The sequence below is a fragment of the Serinicoccus kebangsaanensis genome, from assembly GCF_008919445.1.
GTDB lineage: Bacteria > Actinomycetota > Actinomycetes > Actinomycetales > Dermatophilaceae > Ornithinicoccus > Ornithinicoccus kebangsaanensis.
The window spans coordinates 1-18,350 of the sequence record NZ_VSLG01000017.1 but is presented as its reverse complement, the minus strand read 5'-3'; the positions used below and the strand labels follow the sequence as shown (position 1 = coordinate 18,350).

Here is an 18,350-nt window from a genome sequence, read left to right as displayed (position 1 = left end):
GTGGAGCAGTCGGAGGTCGTCGCCCTCGCGCGCGCCCGCCCGTGGGCCGACCAGGACTGGGCCGCCCCTCTCCTCGACTCCTTCCCCGACGTGCTGGCGCGCACCGTCGACCACTGGGGCCTGGTCATCGAGCGTGCCCACCTCGACGGGGTGGGCCTGCCGGTGCTCGAGGTGCGCCGCGGCGAGCACCCCGCGGCGGTGAAGTTCGACGACGCCGGCACCGACCTCACCCAGCAGGTGCGGGTGATGAGGGCGGCCGAGGGACGCGGCTACTGCCGCCTCCTCGACCACGCCGAGCACATCGGGTCGGCCCTGCTAGAGCGGCTCGGACCCTCCCTCGCGCGGACGACCCCGGACGGGGTGGCCCAGGTCGAGGTGCTGGTCGACCTCCTGGAGCAGGCCTGGGAGCTGCCGCTGTCGGTCGCCGACGACGAGCAGCTCGGGGAGAAGGCCAGCCAGCTGCTCGCGATCGTCGAGACCGAGGTCGCCGACGGCGGGTGGGTGAACGGGCATACCCCTGCCTTCACCCACGCGGCGACCCTCGCCCGCGCCCTGGTGGAGCAGCCCCTGACCGACCGGGTCGTCGTGCACGGCGACGCGCACAGCCTCAACGTGCTCGAGCGGCCCGGGGTCGGTCACGCCTTCATCGACCCGGACGGCTTCCTGTGCGAGCGGGAGTACGACGCCGGCGTCGCGCTGCGCGACCTGATGGCCGAGCTGGAGTCGCTCGCCCGCACCGAGAGCCCGGCAACCGTCCGCGACTGGCACCGCTCCCAGGTCGACCGGGTCAGCGCGCGGCTGGAGCTGGAGGCGGACCGGGTGAGCGCCTGGGCCTTCGTCGAGCGCGTCAGCACCGGCGTCTGGCTGCACCGGCTGGGCTTCCTCGACGAGGCCGAGCGCTGGCTGCGCTCCGCCGACCTGCTGACCCCCTGACTGCCCGAATTCGACCTCTGCTTCGTCTGCCATGGCGACGATTCGGAAGGTCGAAAAGGAGCACGCCCGAATTCGACCTCTGGTTCTTCTGCCATGGCGAACATTCGAGAGGTCGAAAACGTGCAGGGGTCAGCCGAGCGAGGCGCCGGGCAGCGCTCAGCCGAGTTCCTCGAGCACGGCGGGGATCACCTCGTGCATGTCGCCGATGACGGCATACCGCGCCTTGGTCACCATCGGCGCCTCGGCGTCGGTGTTGACGGCGATGATCGTCTTGCTCGAGCTGCATCCGGCCCAGTGCTGGATGGCGCCGCTGATACCGCAGGCGAGGTAGAGGTCCGGCGCGATCCGGCTGCCGGTCTGGCCGACCTGCTCGTGGTGCGGACGCCACCCCAGGCTGGTCACGACGCGGGAGACACCGACGGCGCCGCCGAGCCGGGCGGCGAGCGCCTCGACGTCGGCGAACTGCTCGGCCCCACCGACACCGCGACCTGCCCCGACGACGACGTTGGCGCCGGTCAGGGCGGAGGTGTCGCCACCCTCGCGCTCCTCGAGCCGCACCACCTGCGCGGCGCGGTCGGCGTCCGCCAGCTCCGCGGTGACCCGCTCGACCCGCGCCTGGCCCGGGGCCTGCGCGGGCTCGGGCGCGAGGGCGTGCCCGGCGACCGACGCGATCGCCGGCTCACCGGTCAGCGCCACCCGCTCGAGCACCGCACCGCCGGCCACCTGACGCTCCACCTCGAGCGGCTCGGGCTGGGCGATGCTCACGACGTTGGTCGCCATCGGCGCCTCCAGCACGGCCGCCGCGTGGGCCAGGATCTCGTTGCCGCGCGCGGTCCCGCCGGCGATGAGGTATGCCGCACCGCTCGCCTCGGCCGCGGCACCCACGACCCGCGCCCAGGCGAGCGCGGCATACCGCTGCAGCCGCTCGTCGTCCGTGACGTAGAGCGCGTCGACACCGTGCTCGCGGCAGTGCGTCAGCACCGAGTCGTCGGGCTCGCCGACCGCGTCCACCAGGACCGCGCTCACACCGTCCCCGGGCAGCTGGCGGGCGAAGGTCAGCGTCTCCTGCGAGACGACGGACAGCCCGTCCCCGCCCTCGTCCGGCTCCACGACCACCAGCACACTCATCGCACGACTCCGATCTCTCGCAGCACGGCGACCAGGCTCGGCGCTGCGGCCGCCCCCTCGCCGAGCACCTCGACGTTGCTCTCCGGCGGCGGCAGCACCCGCAGCCCGAGCCGGCCCGACCCCTGCGGGGCCACCCCGGGCTCGACCACCTCGATCTGCGCCTTCTTCGCCTTCATCCGCCCGCTGATGTTGGGATAGCGCGGCTCGACGCCGCCCTCCAGCACGGTGAGGACCGCCGGCATCGGCACGTCGTAGACCTCGGTCCCGGAGGCCGTGCCGACCCGGACCTCGAGGCGGTCGTCGGCCGCGGTCACCTCCTGCGCGCCGGCCACGACGGGCCGCCCGAGCAGGTGCGCCAGCCGGATCCCGACCTGGTGGTCACCGGTGTCGGCCGCGTCGTTGCCGACGAGGATCAGGCCGAAGCCCTGGCCCGCCGCCTCCCGCGCCCGCGCCACCTCCGCGATCGCGCCGGCCACGTCGGCCGGCCCGTAGTCGTCGGCGCGGGCGTCGATCCGCACCGCCTCGCCGGCACCCACGGCGAGGGCCGCGCGCAGCTGCTCCACGCTGTCCTCGTCGCCCAGCGTCAGGACCGTCACCGAGCCGCCCGAGTCCCCGGCGACGCCGGCCGCGATCTCCACCGCGCACTCCTCGTGCGCGCTCATCGTCCAGCCGGCATACCGACCGTCGACGGCGTCACCGTCGGCGGTGAGCACGACCTCGCCGGAGGTGTCCGGCACCCTCTTCACGCAGACCAGCACGTCGGTCATCGCGCCGCGGCCTCCTCGATCTCGTCGTAGCGGTTCTTCACCCGCAGGTTGTCCGGGTCCAGCAGCGGGGTCGCGTCGACGCCGGCCACCGTCACCGGGTAGAGCTCCTCCATGTAGGAGACCGCGAGCTCGGTGCCCACCTCGGCCCGGTCCGGCGGCAGGAACGCCATCAGCACGTGCTTGCCCAGGCTCGGGGCGGAGGCCGCGGACGTGACATAGGGGTGGTGCCCGTGCCCGTCGGTGAGCGGCTCCCCCGCCCGCGTCAGGATCGGCTCGCCGCCGAGCATGTAGCGCTTCATCCCGCTGGCCGAGGTGTGGTCGTCGACGGTCAGCGCGCACAGGACCGCCTGCGGCGCCTCGTCCGCCTGCGCGAGGATCGCGTCCTTGCCGATGAAGTCGGCGTCCTTGACCTTGGCCCGCTGCATCCCGGTCTCCTCCAGGGTCCGCTCCGAGTCGAGCTCGGCGCCGTAGGCGCGGTAGCCCTTCTCGATCCGGCCGGTGGCGGTGTAGACACCGATGCCCACGGGCACGACACCGTGCTCACGGCCGGCCTCGATCAACCGGTCCCACAGCGCGGCGCCGGTCTCGATCGGGGCATACAGCTCCCAGCCGAACTCGCCGACGTAGGAGATGCGCGAGGCCAGCACGGACAGCTCGCCCACCTCGATCAGCCGGCAGGTGCCGAACCGGAAGCTCTCGGGCGCGAGGTCGTCGTCGGTCAGTGCACCCAGCACATCTCCCGCGCGCGGCCCCCAGACCCCGATCGTGGTGTATGCCGAGGTCAGGTCGACGAGCGAGGCTCCCTCCGGAAGGTGGTCGGCGAACCACTTCGCGTCGACCATGCCGTGGGCGCCACCGGTCACCACGCGGAAGCGGTCGTGGGCGAGCCGCATGACGGTGAGGTCGGACCGGAAGCCGCCCTTCTCGTCCAGGACGGGGGTGTAGATCACCCGGCCGACGGCGACGTCGGCCTGCGCCACGACGACCCGCTGGACCGCGTCGAGGGCGGCGGGGCCGACGATGTCGAAGATCGCGAAGGCGGTGAGGTCGACGATGCCGCCGCGGGCCCGCAGCGCCAGGTGCTCGGCGTTGATGATCGGGCTCCACCACCGGGCGTCCCACTCGTGCTCGCGCGGCATCACCGCCTCGCCGAACTCCTCGAGCAGCGGCTCGTTCGAGGCATACCAGTGCGGGCGCTCCCAGCCGACCGCCTCGAAGAACTCGGCGCCGAGCGCCTTCTGGCTCTCGTGCATCGGCGACTTCCGGACCGGTCGCGAGCTGGACCACTGCTCGCCCGGGTGGACGATGCCGTAGGTCTTGTTGAAGGCCTCCGAGGTGCGGGCGCGGACGTGCTCGCGGGTGCGCTGGTGGGGGTAGAACCGGGCGATGTCGCTGTGCCCCAGGTCGATCTCGGGTATGCCGTGGGTCATCCACTCGGCGACGGCACGGCCGACCCCGGGTCCCTCCTTGATCCACACGGCGGCACAGCTCCACAGGCCCTTCACCTCTGGTGTCTCGCCCAGGACCGGGGCGCCGTCGGGGGTGAGGGAGAGCAGCCCGTTGATGGCGTAGCGGATCTCGGCCCGCTCGTCCCCGAGCAGCTCGGGCATGAGCTCCAGGGCCTGCTCCAGCTGCGGGTCGAAGTCGTCCTCGGTGAACGGCATCTCGGTCGGCGACAGCTTGGCCTGGGCGATCGAGGGGATGTCGTCGGGCTCGTGCAGGATCGGCCGGTGGGCGTAGGAGCCCACCTCCATGTCCGAGCCGTGCTGGCGCTCGTAGCAGAAGGTGTCCATGTCGCGGATGATGGGGAAGCTGATCTCTCCCGGCTTCTCCGCCAGCGGCTCGCACGGGCCGACCGAGATCATCTGGTGCACGGCCGGGGTGAGCGGGATGTGCGCGCCGGCCATCCGGGCCAGCCGGGGGCTCCAGACACCGCAGGCGATGACGACGACGGGCGCCTCGATGTCGCCCTTGTCGGTCTGCACCGCCGAGATCCTGCCCTCGGTGACCGTCATGCCGGTGACCTCGACGTTGGGGACGGTGGTGAGGACGCCCTTGTCCTGCGCCCGCTCCCGCATGATCGTGCCCGCGCGCAGCGAGTCCACGACGCCCACCGACGGGGTGTAGAACCCGCCGACGATGACGCCAGGGTCGAGGAAGGGCACCATCTCGGCGACCTCCTCCGGCGTGACCAGCCGGGCCTCGATCCCCCAGGCCTTGGCCGAGCTCATCCGCCGGCGCAGCTCCTCCATCCGCTCCTCGGTCCGGGCGACCTCGATGCCGCCGGAGGTGGTGAGCACGCCCATCTCCTCGTACTGCCGCATCGAGTCGAGGGTCAGGTCGGTGATCTCACGGCTGTGGTCCACCGGGAAGATGAAGTTCGACGCGTGACCGGTCGACCCGCCGGGGTTGGGCAGCGGCCCCTTGTCGATCTGGACGATGTCGGTCCACCCGAGCTCGGCCAGGTGGTGGACCAGCGAGTTGCCCACGATCCCTGCGCCGATGACCAGGACGTCGCAGCGGGCGGGGAGGGAGGAGGTGCTCATTGTTGCCCTTCGTCGATGCGTATTGCGCAACTGCGCGCGTATCGCGCAATAAGTCTCGCCCGGCAGATCACCGGTGTCAAGGATCTCGGACGGGCCGGCGTGCACGATGCGCGATCCCGGCGGGTATGCCGCCTTCGTCTGCCTCGGTGCACGCCGGGATGCTCGCGCGGCTGGTGCAGCTCAGGGCAGCCTGCCCAGGAGCGCGAGGTCAGCTCGTCCTCGAAGTAGCGCAGCGGCATACCTGTGCAGCCGCTGTCGACGAGGTCGAAGGAGTCGCCCGGGAGGATCTGCTCCGTCTGCTCCCGCGGCCACCATCGGGTCCAGGGCGGCAGCATGCCGTCCTGGCCGGTCATCGCCCGGAGCCCGTCGAGCATGGGGCCGGGGGCCATCCGGTGGGCACCGACGCGCGGGGGCAGCGCGGCGTCGACGAAGACCGTGGCGACAGCATGCGGCGCGAGGTGCGGCGCCAGCAGGCCGGCGTTGCTGTGCGGGACCAGGACGTCCTCCGGCCCGACCTGATCGCGCCAGGCCTCCAGCACCGCGGCGGCGGAGCGCGGCGACGGCGGGGTGGTGGCGACCCGGGCGGGCAGGCCGAGCCGGGTCAGCGCCGCGGCCAGCCCGGCGTATGCCGTCGGACCCAGGAGCGGGCTGGGCAGCACCAGTACCGAGCTCGGTCGCTGGCGGTGCGCGCGGTCAGGCTGGGTCGTGCTCATCGTCACCCATCTCGGTCAGGAGCCGGTTGAGGTAGCGCTGCTCGGGGATGCTCCGCGTCAACCGGGCCGCGGTGGCGAAGGCCTCGCGCGCCCCTCGCGCGTCGCCCAGGCGTCGCAGCAGGTGGCCTCGGACGGCGTGCGGCCGGTGCCACCGGTCCCCCTCGATCCTCGCCAGGACGTCGAGCCCGGCCCCGGGACCCTCCACCTCTGCGGTGGCGACGGCGAGCGCGAGGGTGGTGGACGCCGACGGAGCCACCCTGTCGAGCATGCGGTAGAGCACGAGGATCTGCGGCCAGTCGGTCGCCTCCACGTCGGCGGCCTCCGCGTGCACCGCCGCGACGGCCGCCTGCAGCTGGAACGGCCCCACCTCGCCCGCAGGCAGGCACTCCTGGAGCAGCCGCACCCCTTCGACGATGAGTGCGGGGTCCCACCGGGCGCGGTCCTGCTGCCCCAGCGGCACCAACCGCCCGGCCCCGTCGACCCGGCCGGGGGTCCGGGCATGGGTGAGCAGCAGGAGGGCGAGCAGGCCGGCGTTCTCGGTGTCGGCCGGGTCCGCCGCGTGGAGCGCCCGCGCCAGCCGGATGGCCTCCCGGGCGAAGGCCTCGTCCACCACCTCGTCTCCCGAGGAACGCTGGTGGCCCTCGGTGAAGATCATCGAGACGACGTGCCGGACGGCCGTGATGCGTTCGGGGAGCTCGTCGACGGTGGGGCTGCTGAAGCGCGCGCCGGTCCGGGACAGGGTCGCCCGGGCGCGGCTGATCCGCTGCGCCATGGTCGACTCCGGGACGAGGAAGCCGGCCGCGATCTCCCGGGTGGACAGGCCGCCCACCGCCCGGAGGGTGAGCGCGACCCTGGAGGTCGGCGACAGCGAGGGGTGGCAGCAGCGGAGCATGAGCTCGACGGTGTCGTCGGCCACCGCCGTCTCCTCGTGCTCGGACGGGTGGTCGTCCTCGGTCGCCCCGCCGTGCAGCGCGTGCTCCTGCAGCCCGGACCGCTGCTCCCGCTCCCGCCGGGCAGCGTCGGCGCGGACCTGGTCGATCAGCCGACGCGACGCGACCCGGATGAGCCAGGCTCGGGGCCGGTCGGGCACGCCCTCGGACGGCCACGACTCGGCGGCGGCGAGGAAGGCCTGCTGCGCGGCGTCCTCGCAGTCGCCGCGGTCGCCGTGCCGTCGGGCGAGCGCGGCGACGACGTGACGGTGCTCCTCGCGCCAGATCTCGTCGTAGGCCGTGTCGTCCACCTCAGTCGACGTCGCCACCGCCCCCCATGACCGGCCGCAGCTCCACGGTCTCGCCCGGCCCGCTGAACGCCTCGGCGATCTGCTCGGCACGCTCCTGGCTCTCGACGTCGATGAGGAAGAAACCGGCCAGGTGCTCCTTGCCCTCGGCATACGGCCCGTCGCTGACCACCCGGTCGCCGTCCGCCCACCGGAAGAGTCGCGACGTCGCCGGGTCACCCAACGCCTCTCCCCCCACGAGCTCGCCGCGTTCACCGAGCTCGCCGAGCATGTCCTCGAAGTCTGCGTTCGCCCGGTCACGGGTCTCCTGCGACTGGTGCTGGTATGCCGGCAGGTAGTCGCTGGTGGGGTGGCCCCACGGCTGGGGGTTGGACTGGATGAGGATGACGTACTTCATGGTCTCCCTTTCGGTTCGTGGCGCCGCGGTCGCAGGCGCTCACCCTGGACGTCGGAGCACAGCCCGGCTTCTCGACATGGCTGCCGTCGACCCATCATCCGGGCCGGGTGCCCTCCGGCGGACTGCTGTCGCCGTCGGCCCAGACCTCGGTCATCTCCTGGATCACCCCCTCGGTCACCGTGACGAACATCGCCACCTCGAAGTGCGCCGTCCGCCCCTCCGTGACGCCGGTGACGTGCGCCCGGCAGGCGGCCCGGTCGCCCTGGGCCACCAGGTCCTCGAGGTGCATCCGCTCGAAGCCGGGGTAGTCGGCGTTGAGCCGGACCCACGCGTCGCGGTCGAACGTCTCACCGGTATGCACCAGGCGGCTGCTGAAGCCCGGAGCCAGCAGGTCGGGCAGACCCTCCCACCGGTGGGCGTCGATGGTGTCGACGAGCCTGCGCACGACCTCTGCTGCATCCATGCGCCGGACGCTACGCCCTCACCCCGACAGAGGGGCTGGTGTCGCTGCGGGAGAACTGGTGCAGCAGGATCCTTCACGTCGACGCCGGGGGTCGCCTCATGGTGGGCCGACATCATGACGCCCGACCCGCTGGCCGTCGTCGACCCCCTCCTCGCGGCGACAGCCCTTCGCCACGACCTCACGTTCGCAGCACGCGACCCTGCGCGCCGTCGGCGCACGCCTCAGCTGCGCTCGAGCACCTCCACCGACAGCACCGTGGGCAGGTGGCGGGCGATCTCGTCCCAGGACTCCCCCTCGTCCCTGCTCGCGAAGACGGAGCCGGTGTTGGTGCCGAAGTAGATCCCGGCCGGGTCGGCGGTGTCCCCGGCCATCGCCTGCCGGAGCACCGTGAAGAAGCAGGACTCCTGCGGCAGGCCGGCGCGCTGGTCCTGCCAGGATGCCACGCCGTCGGTGGAGCGCCACACCGCTGCTGCGGCGTCGGGCGGGTAGCGGCCCTCGGTGTCCCCGTTGAGCGGGATGGTCCAGATGGTGTCGGGGTCGCGCGGGTGCACCCGCATCGGGAAGCCGAAGGTCGAGGGCAGGCCCGCCGTGATGTCGACCCACGTCATGCCGCCGTCCCCGGACCGCCACACCCCGACGTGGTTGCGCTGGTAGAGCACGTCGGCCGCTCCCGGCGCCTGCACGATGTTGTGCACGCACAGCCCGACCTGTCCTCCCTCGGGACCGCCGGGGTGCCCGGCGTCCGCCGCCGAGCCTGCGCCGGACGACTCGGCCAGGGAGTTCCGCCGCTCCCAGGCGGCACCACCGTCCTTGGAGGCGAAGACCCCGGCCGCCGAGATGCCCAGCCACAGCTTCGCGGGGTCGGCGCGGTCCGCCACGATGGTGTGCAGCACCAGACCTGCGGCACCCGGGCTCCACTCGTCGGCCGACGGGTGCTGCCGCAGGCTCTCCACCTCGGCCCAGGTCGCTCCGCCGTCGTCGCTGGCGAGCAGCGCGGCCGGCTTGGTCCCGGCATACACCCGGTCTCCGGCGAGCCCCAGCGACCAGACCTGGCTGAACTCGTCCCCGAAGGGCGCCTCGGGCCTGCTCCAGCCGATGCTCTGCGCGAAGTCGGGGTCGTCGGCCGCCCAGGCGTCCAGCTCTCCCGTCGTCAGCTTGCTCAGCTCCCACGAGTCCCCGCCGTCGGACGACCTCCACACCCCCGCACCGCTCCACGCACCGCCACCACCGGCCCAGATCGCCCCCGTCGCCGGGTCACCGACCATGTGGTTGATCGGCCAGCCGTCGCAGAACGGACCCCGCACCGACCACGTCGACGCCTGCGGGTCCGGCCGCAGCATGAACCCACCCTTGGTCGTCCCCACCAGCAGCTCCACGTCGGCCACCCTGATCGCCGCCTCTCCTCCGCGCCCGACGCCGTCGCTGGGCGATGCGCTCATGCTGGCACGGACCACCGACGCAGGTCACGACACGCCGAAGTGTTGCGCATGGCGAAGACCATTGCATCACGCGAGACGTGAGGTGTAGCGTCCAGAGCACGCTGGAAACCAGCCCACCGTTCGGTCGACCCCCGGGGTCGACCCCGCACGACAGGAGGGCGACGCCCATGGCGGCAACCCCGATCATCACCGAGTCCCAGGACCAGCCCACCGGAGCCGCGGCCCCGGACACGGCACCCACGAACCACAACCACCCGACGGTGCAGCAGGGGCGCTCCGTCCCCGTCAACCTGAGGCAGACCGGGCCCACCCCGGTCGAGCTGCTCATCTCGACCCGCATCCGCAAGTCGCCCTACTGGCACCTCTCGGTCGAGGCCGGGGCCTGGCGCGCGGAGGTCTACAACCGCGTCTACCACCCGCGCGGCTACCTCTCGATGGAGGAGGGCGGCCCGCTGGCCGAGCACAACTCGGTCGTCAACGACGTCACGCTGTGGAACGTCGCGGTCGAGCGGCAGATCCAGGTCAAGGGCCCGGACGCGGAGGACTTCGTCAACTACGTCATCACCCGGCAGGCCAAGACCATCACCCCGATGCACGCCCGCTACGTCATCCTGTGCAACGAGGCCGGGGGGATCCTCAACGACCCGGTGCTGCTGCGGATCAGCGAGGACGAGTTCTGGTTCAGCCTGTCCGACTCGAGCCTGATGTTCTGGCTCCAGGGGGTCAACATCAGCAAGGGCTACGACGTCACGATCGACGAGATCGACGTCTGCCCGGTGCAGATCCAGGGCCCGAAGTCGGAGGCGCTGATGCGCGACCTCATCGGTCCGATCGTCTCCGACATCCCCAACTACGGCCTCGCCGCGGCAGAGGTCGCCGGGCTGCCGGTGATCGTCTCCCAGACCGGCTTCACCGGGGAGAAGGGCTACGAGATCTACCTCTACGACGCCACCCTCCACGCCGAGGAGATGTGGAACGCCATCCTCGAGGCGGGCGAGGCGCACAACCTGCGCGTCATCGCCCCGGCCCACCCGCGCCGGGTCCAGGCCGGGATCCTGTCCTGGGGTCAGGACATGGACGCCGAGACCTCGCCCTTGCAGACCAACCTGGACTACCAGGTCCCCCGCAAGAAGGAGGAGGACTACATCGGCAAGGCCGCCCTCGAGGCACAGCGGGAGCAGCTCGAGGCGGGGTCACCCCCCTTCGACCTGATGCTCGTGGGGATGCGGTTGGGCGGCAGGCCGATCACCGACTACGCCCCGGACTTCTGGCTGGTCAGCACCCCGGACGCGGACGAGCCCGTGGGCTACCTCACCTCGCCGTGGTACTCGCCCGAGCTCGAGACCAACATCGCCCTCGGCTACGTGCCGGTCGGCATGAGCGCCGTCGGGACGCCGATGCGGGTGTGGCTGCCGGAGCAGTATGCCGAGACGCCGGGTCAACCGGTGGAGGCGACGATCGTCGACGTGCCGTTCCGCCCCTCGGTCAACCCGAACACCCGCGAGGTGCTCAAGCAGGGGCAGCAGTCCTTCTGAGCCGAGCACCCGCCGGCACACGGCACCGGGGCCCGACCGCAGCGACGGTCGGGCCCCGGTCTGCATGCGGCGGACCGTCAGCGCGGCACGGACAGGTCCGCGACCGACGCCCGGTGCCAGCCCAGGCGCGAGGACACCTCGGCCGCCGCCGCCAGCAGCGTCGGCACCACCTCGTCGACCCGCTCGGCGTCCATCCGGAAGCTCGGCCCGGAGACGCTCATCGAGGCGCAGATCTCTCCGTGCGCGTTGCGCACGGGGGCGGCCACCGCCGTCAGCCCCACGTCCAGCTCGTCCCGGACGACGGCATACCCCCGGTCCCGCGCCGCGTCCACGAGCTGGTCCAGCTGGTCGACGTCGGTGACCGTGCTCTCGGTGTATGCCGTGAGCTCACCCCACGTGCTGCGGCGCTCGCGGGGCGAGAGCTCGCTCATCAGCACCCTGCCGTTGCTCGTCGCGTGCAGCGGGATGTGCTGGCCGACCCAGTTGTGGGAGGTGATCGTGGACGGTCCGATCACCTGGTCGATGTAGAGGGCGGAGTGCCCGCCCAGGACAGCGATGTTGACCGTCTCGTTGGTGTCCGAGGCGAGCTCCTGGCAGATCGGGCGGGCCTCCTGCACCAGGTCCAGCCGGGCGCTGGTGGAGCCGGCGAGCCGCAGCACGCCGACGCCCAGCCTGGCCCGGCCGCGCTCCCCCGTCAGCTCGACCAGGTCGTGGGCGGCCAGGGTGGACACCAGCCGGCTGGCCGTGGACTTGTGCACCCCGAGCGCCGTCGCCACCTCGCCGACCCCCGCCTCGCCGACCCTCGCCAGGATCTCGAGGATCGTCAGGGCTCGGTCGACGGACTGGACGGTGGTCCCGGTGGCATCGTCATCGTTGCGCATACCGCAACCCTACGCGTCCTGCGCGACAGTGCGTGCGCGGGGGTGCGTTGCCCCTCCGGCATCCACCCTCTCACGGCCCGGCCGAGGGGTCACGCAGCTCGGACACCGCGGCCAGCTGGGTGCGCCGCCAGGCCTCGGTCCGGGCCACCTGGTTGAACGTGTAGAGGTGCAGCCCGGCGATGCCGAGCCGTTCCGTGGCGGCCAGGGCCGCGACGCGGTGGGCGAACTGGGTCGTGGAGAAGCCCGGGAGGAACATCCTGGTGAAGACGCTGCGCTGCTTGCTCAGGAAGCGCATCGAGTCACCCACCCCGATCGTGCTCGCCATGCGGAGCAGCTTCCCCGCGTCGACCGGCCCGGGCACCCCCACCCAGACCGGCAGCTCGACACCGCGGCGACGCACCCGCTCCAACCACTGGCCCACCACCTCGTCGTCGAAGGTCATGTTGGAGACGACCGCGGTGGCATACCGTCGCTTGTCCCACATCGACTGGACGATCACGTCGTCGTCGATCCCGGGGTGCGACTCGGGGTAGCCGGTGATGCCGACCCCCGCGAACGGCGAGCCGAGCTCCTGCAGCTCGATGAGCAGGTCCAGCGCGTTGCCGAAGGTCGCGTCGGTGGGCTCCGCGTCTCCCCCGGGGACGAAGATCTCGCTGACCCCGGCCTGCTTCAGCCGGGCCACGAGGTCCGGCAGGGCGGCGCGCTCGACCATGCGGGCCGCGACGTGCGGCACGACGTGGTATGCCCCGGCGAGCGCCTCGGTCAGGGCCAAGGTGGCCTCGAGCCCCTTGGTCGGCGAGGCGGTGACGGTCACCGTGCGCCCCGTCTCGACGTGCGCGTGCACCTGCTCGGCGACGGACTCGGTGGGCAGGATCTCCAGCCGCGCCTCGCGCAGCAACCCCTCCAGCACGACCGAGGGGTACTTGTTGCTCAACATGCAACGTACTTCGCTATACGCACACAGTCAGCGTAGGAGCGGTGGACCCTGCTGGCAAGACACCGGGCCGGCGGAGCTGCGGTCAGACCTCGTGCACGACCTGCCCGCCCTGGACGACCATGCGCAGGTGCTGGTCCGGCGAGGCCAGCACGGTGATGTCCTCCAGCGGGTCGGCGTCCACCAGCAACAGGTCCGCCGTGGCCCCCTCCCGCACCTGGCCGACCTCGCCCTCGAGGCCGAGCAGCTCGGCGCCGACCTCCGTGGCGGCGCGCAGGATGTCGGCCGAGGGCTGCACCTGCGCCCGGATCCGGAACTCCTCGCTCTGATGGCGGTGCATCGACCCCAGCAGGTCCGTCCCGAGCGCGATCTTGACGCCTCCCCGGGCGGCGAGGTCCAGGGCGTGCAGCCCTGCCTCGAGCACGTCGGCGACCTTCGCCTGGCTGGCCGGTGGCAGCCCGGCCTCAGCCCCCTCCCGCTTGAGGAACTCGTAGGTCACCAGCGTCGGGACGAGGAAGGCGTCGTGCTCGAGGAAGCGCGCGACGCTGGACTCGTCGATGAGGTTGCCGTGCTCGATGCACCGCACCCCGAGGTCCAGCCCGCGGTTGACCGCGCGGGCGGTGTAGGCGTGGCCGGTGACGTAGCGGTTGGCCATCTGCGCCTCCTCGACGGCAGCCCGGACCTCGTCCGCGGAGAACTGCAGCGAGTCGACCCGGTCCGTGGGCGAGGCGACCCCGCCGGACAGCATGAGCTTGACGTGGTGGGCTCCGGTGCGCAGCTGGTCCCGGGCGCCGCGTCGCACCGCGTCCACCCCGTCGCAGACCGTGCCGATGTTCGGGCAGCACACGTGGTTGTCGAGCACGGTCCGCCCCGCGGAGCGCAGGTCGGCGTGCCCTCCGCTCGGCGAGAGCGCCTTGCCCCCGAAGATGACCCGCGGACCGGGCCACAGGCCGTCGGCGACGGCCGCGGCGACCCCGTGGTCCGCCCCCCCGACGTCGCGCACGGTCGTGAAGCCGCGGCGCAGCATCCCCCCGAGGATCTGCTGCGTCTGGGCGGCGACGTAGTAGGGCGACATCTCCGCCTGCCCGGCCAGGTCAGCGGTGCCGGCGGTGACGTGGACGTGGGCATCGATGAGGCCGGGCGTGAGGAACAGCCCGCCGGCGTCGATCTCGACCGCCCCCGGGGGCACGTGGACCCCCCTCCCCACCTCCTGGATCGTCCGGTCGACGACGACCACGTCGGCGGCTGCGGCGCTCGCGGTCGCCGGGTCACACACGGTGGCACCGCGCACCACGAGAATCTGCTCGGGCATGGCTCTCTCCTCGGGAAGGGACGTCCTCGACTCAGCCTCGCACAGATCTGGCAAAGAATGTTGCAGAATGCAGCATGAGCACCGACCTGCCGGACTGGATCACGAGCCGACTGGGCGAGAGGAGCGCCAGTCGCGGGGTGCGCAAGGTCCTGGGACTCGTGGTCACCCACCAGCGGCAGCTCGCCTACGCCTCGACGGCCAAGGCTGCCGAGCTCGCCGGGGTCAACCCCGCGACGGTGGTGCGGGCGGCCCAGCAGGTCGGCTACACCGGCTGGCCCGCGATGCGCATGGAGGTGCGCGCACGCTACCTGTCCCAGCTCTCGGCCTCCGAGGTGCTGCATGAGCACGCGGACGAACCCGGCGACGGCCTCGGCCGAGCGGCCGTGCGCCGCGACCTGCACAATCTCCAGGACCTCGCCGGCCTGCTCGACGACGACCAGCTCCGCCGGGTCGCCGGCATCCTCATCGAGGCACGGGTGACCCTCGTCCTGGGCTCGGGGAGCTTCGCGGCGCCCGGGCTGCAGCTGGCCCACCTGGCCCAGACCCTCGGGCACGACGTGCGTCTCGAGCGCGCGGGCGGCACGGCCCTGCTCAACTCCGTCCGGCTGCTCCGGCCCGGGGACGCCCTGGTGCTGTTCGACCTCTGGCACACGCCGCAGGACCTGGTCCGCATCGCGGGGTTGACCGGAGAGCACCGGGTCCGGCTGGTCGTGATCGCGGACTCGGTCCGACCCGGGGTCGCGGACGCCGCGGACGAGCTCGTCCTGGTGCCCAGCGAGGGCGCGAGCATGTTCCCGTCCCTCGTCCCGGCCGTCACGGCGGTGCAGGCCATCATCGCCGCCGTCGTGGAGGCCGACCGTCGGGCCGCCTCGGCCGCCGCCGACGCCGCCGACCGGTTGTGGCACGACTTCGGCCTCTTCCCGGATGAGCACGCCCGGTGGCGCGAATGATGCAACAACTATTGCAATCCTGAGCGCGAGCCGGTTGTATGGACGCCCGGCGGAGTCCACGCTGTCCGCCTGTCGCGCTCCCCGGAGGTTCTCATGCAGACGGTGCAGGTCACGATCCTGGTCCTCTACCTCATCCTGATGGTGGGCATCGGGGTGTGGTTCAGTCGCCGCAAGCACGTCGCCAGTGGCGAGGACTTCCTCTTCGCCGGCCGCAACCTGCCGCGGCCGGTGATGATCGGCACGCTGCTCGCGACCTGGGTGGGGTCCGGCACCATCATCGGCGGTGCCAGCTTCGCCTACTCCTACGGTCCGCTCGCCTCGATCTTCTTCATGGCCGGGACACCGGTCGGCATCGTGGTGCTCTACTTCATCGCCAAGCGGGTGCGCAGGCTGTCGACGCACACGGTGCCGGAGCTGCTGGAGGGCAAGTACGGCCTGGGCGTGCGCAGCATCGCCGCGCTCATCACCGTCCTCGCCTACACCGGCATCACGGCATACCAGTTCACCGGCGGCGGCTACATCGTCAGCGTCATCACCCCGCTCTCCCCCGAGTCCGGCGCCATCCTCGTGGCCCTGGTGATCACCTTCCTGGCCGTCGGAGGCGGGTTGAAGTCGGTCGCCTGGAGCGACTTCATCTCGGCCCTGGTCATCGTCGCCAGCCTGGCCATCGCCCTGCCGCTCATCCTCGGCGGGGAGATCGGCGGCTGGTCGTCCTACTGGGACGGTATGCCGGCCACCCACACCACGCTGTCCGGCGGGCTGACGCCGCTCGCGCTGCTGGGGTACTTCCTGCCGCTCTTCCTGCTGATCCTGGCCGACCAGAACATGTACAGCGGCTGGGCGCCGCCCGCACCGAGGAGGAGGCGCGGAGCTCCACGACGGGCTTCTTCCTGACCAGCTTCCTGGTGACCGTCCCCGTGGCGCTGCTGGGCTCGGCGGCCGTCGTGCTGATGCCGGACATCGCCCCGGACACCGCGATCCTCTCGCTCGCGGGCGAGGGCTACCTGCCGGTCGTGATCGGCGGGCTGCTGCTCGGCGGTGCCCTGGCGTTCATCATCACCACCGGCTCGTCCTTCCTGCTCTCCGGTGCCGGCAACGTGGTCTACGACGTCGTGCAGCGGATGCTGGGCCGGGACCTGGGCGAGCAGGGACGGTTGCGGGTGCACCGGCTGGCGGTCCTGGGCATCGCCGCCATCGCCTACGTGCTGGGCCGCTTCTTCCCCACCGTGCTGGAGCTGCAGCTCTACTCCTACACCGTCTACGGCGTCGCCCTCGCCCCGCCGGTCCTCGCCATCTTCTTCTGGCCCCGGGCGACCAGGTGGGGCGCGCTGGCCTCGATGACCCTGGCCGTGGTCGTGACCATCACCTGGGAGCAGCTGGGTCGCCCCGGGGACGTGCACTCGGTCCTCGTCTCGCTGCCGCTCACCCTCCTGACGCTCGTGGTCGTGAGCCTCCTGACTCCCGGATCACGCGACGACGACCTCGATCGCGTCGATGCCGCGCCCGGGTCGGCCGAGGGAGGTGCCCGCTGATGCGACTGCGCTCCTACCGCTCCCTGAGCTTCGACGTCTACGGCACCCTCATCGACTGGGAGTCCGGCATCGGGAGCGTCCTCACCTCCTGGGCCGCCGAGGCCGGGCTGGACCTGGACCAGGAGGCGCTCCTGCTGGCGTATGCCGAGCACGAGGCCGCCACCGAGCGCGAGCAGCCGACCTGGCTCTACCCCGATGTGCTCGCCGAGGCCTTCCGCCGCACCGGCGAGCGCCTCGGGGTGTCGGTCGGCCCTGCCTGGGCGGAGAGGCTGGGCGCGTCCGTGCCTGACTGGCCGGCCTTCGGCGACAGTGCCACCGCGCTGCAGGCCCTGGCCGAGCGCTACGACCTCATCATCCTGTCCAACGTGCACCGCGACGGGTTCGCCGCGAGCAACCTCCACCTGCGGTCGAGACCGACGGCGATCATCACGGCCGAGGACGTGGGCGCATACAAGCCCGCGGACCCGCACTTCGAGAGCCTGCGGAGCACGCTGCACGACCTGCAGCTCGCGCCGCACGAGCACCTGCACGTCGCTCAGAGCCTGTTCCACGACCACGTGCCGGCCGCGCGGCACTCCCTGTCGTCGGTGTGGATCAACCGGCGGCACGCCCGCCCCGGCTGGGGGGCGACCCCCGAGCCGGCCGGCACGTGGAGCTACCAGGCGGAGTACCCCTCGATGGCCGCCTTCGTGGAGGCTGCCGAGCGCGACGACGAGGTCTGAGCGCTCACCACCGGGCCGCCGCGACGTCGGTCTCGCTGAAGTCGGACCCGACGAAGAGCAACGGCTCGCCCAGCTCCACCGCCAGGGCGTAGGCAAAGCAGTCCCCGAAGTTCAGCCTCGCCGGCGATCCGGAGCCACGGCCGAATCTGCGGTAGGCCAGGCGAGCGACCTGGGCCTGCCGGATGCTGACCGGGACCGCGGTGATCTCCAGGACATCGATGAGGCGGTCCAGCCGCTCCCCGTGCGCGCTGGAGCGCGCGTCCGCCACGATGCCCACCTCCAGGAGGGTGGCCGCGGAGATGTGGCAGGACGAGGAGGCGATCGCCTGGAGCAACCGGTCGGCGGGGGCTTCCTGCTGCAGGATCGCGACCAGCGCCGAGGAGTCGACGATCACCGGGACAGTCCGGTCACGTCGTCGTAGAGCTCCTCGGGTGCCCGGATCGCCGGCTCGCGCGTGCCAGGGTCGGCGGAGTACTCGGCCAGGATCAGGTGCGCCTGGTCGACCTTCCGAGCGGTGGCCGCGGACCGGGGATCGACGCCATAGGACGCCAGCAGCCGGGTCAGCGCCTCCTCGATCACGCTGGTCTGGCTCTGCCCTGTCAGCCGCGCCGCCTCGCGCGCGAGCCGATGGACGCGCTCGTTCTTGATGTTGAGGCCCATAGATAGATGGTACCTCTACGAATTTTCTACCCTCTACCTCTCATGAGGCAAGGCCCAGAGGTCCGGCCTCGTCGGAGGCCGCGGTTAGGGTCGTCTCAGTGTCAGGGTGAGTCTTGCTGCCTTCGGCGGCTGGTTGGATCCTGAGCACCTGGTGTCTGGCTCATAGGGTCGTTGTCGCCCCTTCGGGGTTGATGCGCATGC

General features: G+C 72.0%; 19 protein-coding genes. 6 read left to right on the top strand and 13 right to left on the bottom strand.

The window, feature by feature from the left end; genetic code table 11:
• Complete coding sequence (locus tag FXF60_RS14735; protein ID WP_192796764.1) at positions 1 to 933, top strand: aminoglycoside phosphotransferase family protein; 933 nt, start codon at positions 1 to 3, stop codon at positions 931 to 933.
• A 156-nt stretch (positions 934 to 1,089) separates the two neighbouring features.
• On the opposite strand, the gene FXF60_RS14730 is transcribed toward FXF60_RS14735, so the two are convergent.
• From FXF60_RS14730 to FXF60_RS14695, 8 genes are all read right to left on the bottom strand, one after another.
• Positions 1,090 to 2,061: an electron transfer flavoprotein subunit alpha/FixB family protein gene (locus FXF60_RS14730; protein ID WP_151526734.1), complete on the bottom strand. Its 972-nt coding sequence runs from the start codon at positions 2,059 to 2,061 to the stop codon at positions 1,090 to 1,092.
• On the bottom strand, positions 2,058 to 2,828 hold the full coding sequence (locus FXF60_RS14725) for an electron transfer flavoprotein subunit beta/FixA family protein (protein WP_151526733.1): 771 nt from the start codon (positions 2,826 to 2,828) through the stop codon (positions 2,058 to 2,060). Before FXF60_RS14725 ends, FXF60_RS14730 begins: the two co-directional genes overlap by 4 nt.
• Positions 2,825 to 5,374, bottom strand: a complete 2,550-nt coding sequence (locus FXF60_RS14720) for a GcvT family protein (RefSeq protein WP_151526732.1) — start codon at positions 5,372 to 5,374, stop codon at positions 2,825 to 2,827. Before FXF60_RS14720 ends, FXF60_RS14725 begins: the two co-directional genes overlap by 4 nt.
• Positions 5,371 to 6,087, bottom strand: a complete 717-nt coding sequence (locus tag FXF60_RS14715; protein WP_151526731.1) for a hypothetical protein — start codon at positions 6,085 to 6,087, stop codon at positions 5,371 to 5,373. Before FXF60_RS14715 ends, FXF60_RS14720 begins: the two co-directional genes overlap by 4 nt.
• Positions 6,068 to 7,345: an RNA polymerase sigma factor gene (locus FXF60_RS14710; protein ID WP_238335876.1), complete on the bottom strand. Its 1,278-nt coding sequence runs from the start codon at positions 7,343 to 7,345 to the stop codon at positions 6,068 to 6,070. Before FXF60_RS14710 ends, FXF60_RS14715 begins: the two co-directional genes overlap by 20 nt.
• Positions 7,329 to 7,721 carry a YciI family protein gene (locus tag FXF60_RS14705; protein ID WP_151526730.1) on the bottom strand — a complete coding sequence of 131 codons (393 nt, stop codon included), beginning with the start codon at positions 7,719 to 7,721 and terminating at the stop codon, positions 7,329 to 7,331. The genes FXF60_RS14710 and FXF60_RS14705 overlap by 17 nt, the downstream gene beginning before the upstream one ends.
• 94 nt (positions 7,722 to 7,815) lie before the next feature.
• A complete protein-coding gene (locus tag FXF60_RS14700; RefSeq protein WP_151526729.1) occupies positions 7,816 to 8,184 on the bottom strand; it encodes a nuclear transport factor 2 family protein in 369 nt (122 codons plus the stop codon).
• 221 nt (positions 8,185 to 8,405) lie between these two features.
• Positions 8,406 to 9,623 (bottom strand): WD40/YVTN/BNR-like repeat-containing protein, encoded by a 1,218-nt coding sequence (locus FXF60_RS14695; protein ID WP_238335875.1) that lies wholly within the window; start codon positions 9,621 to 9,623, stop codon positions 8,406 to 8,408.
• Positions 9,624 to 9,790: 167 nt separating this feature from the next.
• On the opposite strand from FXF60_RS14695, the gene FXF60_RS14690 reads away from it, so the two are divergent.
• Positions 9,791 to 11,158 (top strand): aminomethyl transferase family protein, encoded by a 1,368-nt coding sequence (locus tag FXF60_RS14690; protein ID WP_151526728.1) that lies wholly within the window; start codon positions 9,791 to 9,793, stop codon positions 11,156 to 11,158.
• Between the two features lie 77 nt (positions 11,159 to 11,235).
• Here FXF60_RS14690 and FXF60_RS14685 read toward each other — a convergent pair whose 3' ends face one another.
• From FXF60_RS14685 to FXF60_RS14675, 3 genes are all read right to left on the bottom strand, one after another.
• A complete protein-coding gene (locus FXF60_RS14685; protein WP_151526727.1) occupies positions 11,236 to 12,039 on the bottom strand; it encodes an IclR family transcriptional regulator in 804 nt (267 codons plus the stop codon).
• 70 nt (positions 12,040 to 12,109) lie between these two features.
• On the bottom strand, positions 12,110 to 12,976 hold the full coding sequence (locus tag FXF60_RS14680; protein WP_151526726.1) for a methylenetetrahydrofolate reductase: 867 nt from the start codon (positions 12,974 to 12,976) through the stop codon (positions 12,110 to 12,112).
• 82 nt (positions 12,977 to 13,058) lie between these two features.
• The gene (locus tag FXF60_RS14675) at positions 13,059 to 14,285 is read right to left on the bottom strand and encodes a metal-dependent hydrolase family protein (RefSeq protein WP_151526725.1); all 1,227 of its coding nucleotides are present in this window, start codon (positions 14,283 to 14,285) and stop codon (positions 13,059 to 13,061) included.
• Between the two features lie 74 nt (positions 14,286 to 14,359).
• On the opposite strand from FXF60_RS14675, the gene FXF60_RS14670 reads away from it, so the two are divergent.
• The 4 genes from FXF60_RS14670 to FXF60_RS14660 all read left to right on the top strand — a co-directional run bounded on the left by FXF60_RS14670 (position 14,360) and on the right by FXF60_RS14660 (position 17,489).
• Positions 14,360 to 15,235: a MurR/RpiR family transcriptional regulator gene (locus tag FXF60_RS14670; RefSeq protein WP_151526724.1), complete on the top strand. Its 876-nt coding sequence runs from the start codon at positions 14,360 to 14,362 to the stop codon at positions 15,233 to 15,235.
• A gap of 93 nt (positions 15,236 to 15,328) precedes the next feature.
• Complete coding sequence (locus FXF60_RS16900; RefSeq protein ID WP_254712346.1) at positions 15,329 to 16,129, top strand: sodium:solute symporter family protein; 801 nt, start codon at positions 15,329 to 15,331, stop codon at positions 16,127 to 16,129.
• Positions 16,130 to 16,140: 11 nt separating this feature from the next.
• Entirely contained in the window at positions 16,141 to 16,767 is a 627-nt protein-coding gene (locus FXF60_RS16895) for a sodium:solute symporter family transporter (protein WP_254712345.1), read from the top strand.
• Complete coding sequence (locus FXF60_RS14660; RefSeq protein ID WP_151526723.1) at positions 16,767 to 17,489, top strand: HAD-IA family hydrolase; 723 nt, start codon at positions 16,767 to 16,769, stop codon at positions 17,487 to 17,489. Before FXF60_RS16895 ends, FXF60_RS14660 begins: the two co-directional genes overlap by 1 nt.
• Before the next feature lie 4 nt (positions 17,490 to 17,493).
• Here the strand turns inward: FXF60_RS14660 and FXF60_RS14655 are convergent, their stop codons facing one another.
• Together FXF60_RS14655 and FXF60_RS14650 are read right to left on the bottom strand one after the other, a co-directional pair.
• The gene (locus FXF60_RS14655) at positions 17,494 to 17,883 is read right to left on the bottom strand and encodes a type II toxin-antitoxin system VapC family toxin (protein WP_151526722.1); all 390 of its coding nucleotides are present in this window, start codon (positions 17,881 to 17,883) and stop codon (positions 17,494 to 17,496) included.
• On the bottom strand, positions 17,880 to 18,149 hold the full coding sequence (locus FXF60_RS14650; protein WP_151526721.1) for a type II toxin-antitoxin system VapB family antitoxin: 270 nt from the start codon (positions 18,147 to 18,149) through the stop codon (positions 17,880 to 17,882). The genes FXF60_RS14655 and FXF60_RS14650 overlap by 4 nt, the downstream gene beginning before the upstream one ends.
• Positions 18,150 to 18,350: the final 201 nt, after the last annotated feature.

What these genes read in the sequence shown, in the direction of transcription:
- FXF60_RS14690 (WP_151526728.1), top strand. Translation starts at nt 9,791, where the DNA reads ATGGCGGCAACCCCGATCATCACCGAGTCCCAGGACCAGCCCACCGGA.
- FXF60_RS16900 (WP_254712346.1), top strand. Translation starts at nt 15,329, where the DNA reads ATGCAGACGGTGCAGGTCACGATCCTGGTCCTCTACCTCATCCTGATG.
- FXF60_RS14685 (WP_151526727.1), bottom strand. Translation starts at nt 12,039, where the DNA reads ATGCGCAACGATGACGATGCCACCGGGACCACCGTCCAGTCCGTCGAC.
- FXF60_RS14660 (WP_151526723.1), top strand. Translation starts at nt 16,767, where the DNA reads ATGCGACTGCGCTCCTACCGCTCCCTGAGCTTCGACGTCTACGGCACC.
- FXF60_RS14725 (WP_151526733.1), bottom strand. Translation starts at nt 2,828, where the DNA reads ATGACCGACGTGCTGGTCTGCGTGAAGAGGGTGCCGGACACCTCCGGC.
- FXF60_RS14720 (WP_151526732.1), bottom strand. Translation starts at nt 5,374, where the DNA reads ATGAGCACCTCCTCCCTCCCCGCCCGCTGCGACGTCCTGGTCATCGGC.
- FXF60_RS14670 (WP_151526724.1), top strand. Translation starts at nt 14,360, where the DNA reads ATGAGCACCGACCTGCCGGACTGGATCACGAGCCGACTGGGCGAGAGG.
- FXF60_RS14730 (WP_151526734.1), bottom strand. Translation starts at nt 2,061, where the DNA reads ATGAGTGTGCTGGTGGTCGTGGAGCCGGACGAGGGCGGGGACGGGCTG.
- FXF60_RS14700 (WP_151526729.1), bottom strand. Translation starts at nt 8,184, where the DNA reads ATGGATGCAGCAGAGGTCGTGCGCAGGCTCGTCGACACCATCGACGCC.
- FXF60_RS14715 (WP_151526731.1), bottom strand. Translation starts at nt 6,087, where the DNA reads ATGAGCACGACCCAGCCTGACCGCGCGCACCGCCAGCGACCGAGCTCG.
- FXF60_RS14695 (WP_238335875.1), bottom strand. Translation starts at nt 9,623, where the DNA reads ATGAGCGCATCGCCCAGCGACGGCGTCGGGCGCGGAGGAGAGGCGGCG.
- FXF60_RS14675 (WP_151526725.1), bottom strand. Translation starts at nt 14,285, where the DNA reads ATGCCCGAGCAGATTCTCGTGGTGCGCGGTGCCACCGTGTGTGACCCG.
- FXF60_RS14680 (WP_151526726.1), bottom strand. Translation starts at nt 12,976, where the DNA reads ATGTTGAGCAACAAGTACCCCTCGGTCGTGCTGGAGGGGTTGCTGCGC.
- FXF60_RS14705 (WP_151526730.1), bottom strand. Translation starts at nt 7,721, where the DNA reads ATGAAGTACGTCATCCTCATCCAGTCCAACCCCCAGCCGTGGGGCCAC.
- FXF60_RS14650 (WP_151526721.1), bottom strand. Translation starts at nt 18,149, where the DNA reads ATGGGCCTCAACATCAAGAACGAGCGCGTCCATCGGCTCGCGCGCGAG.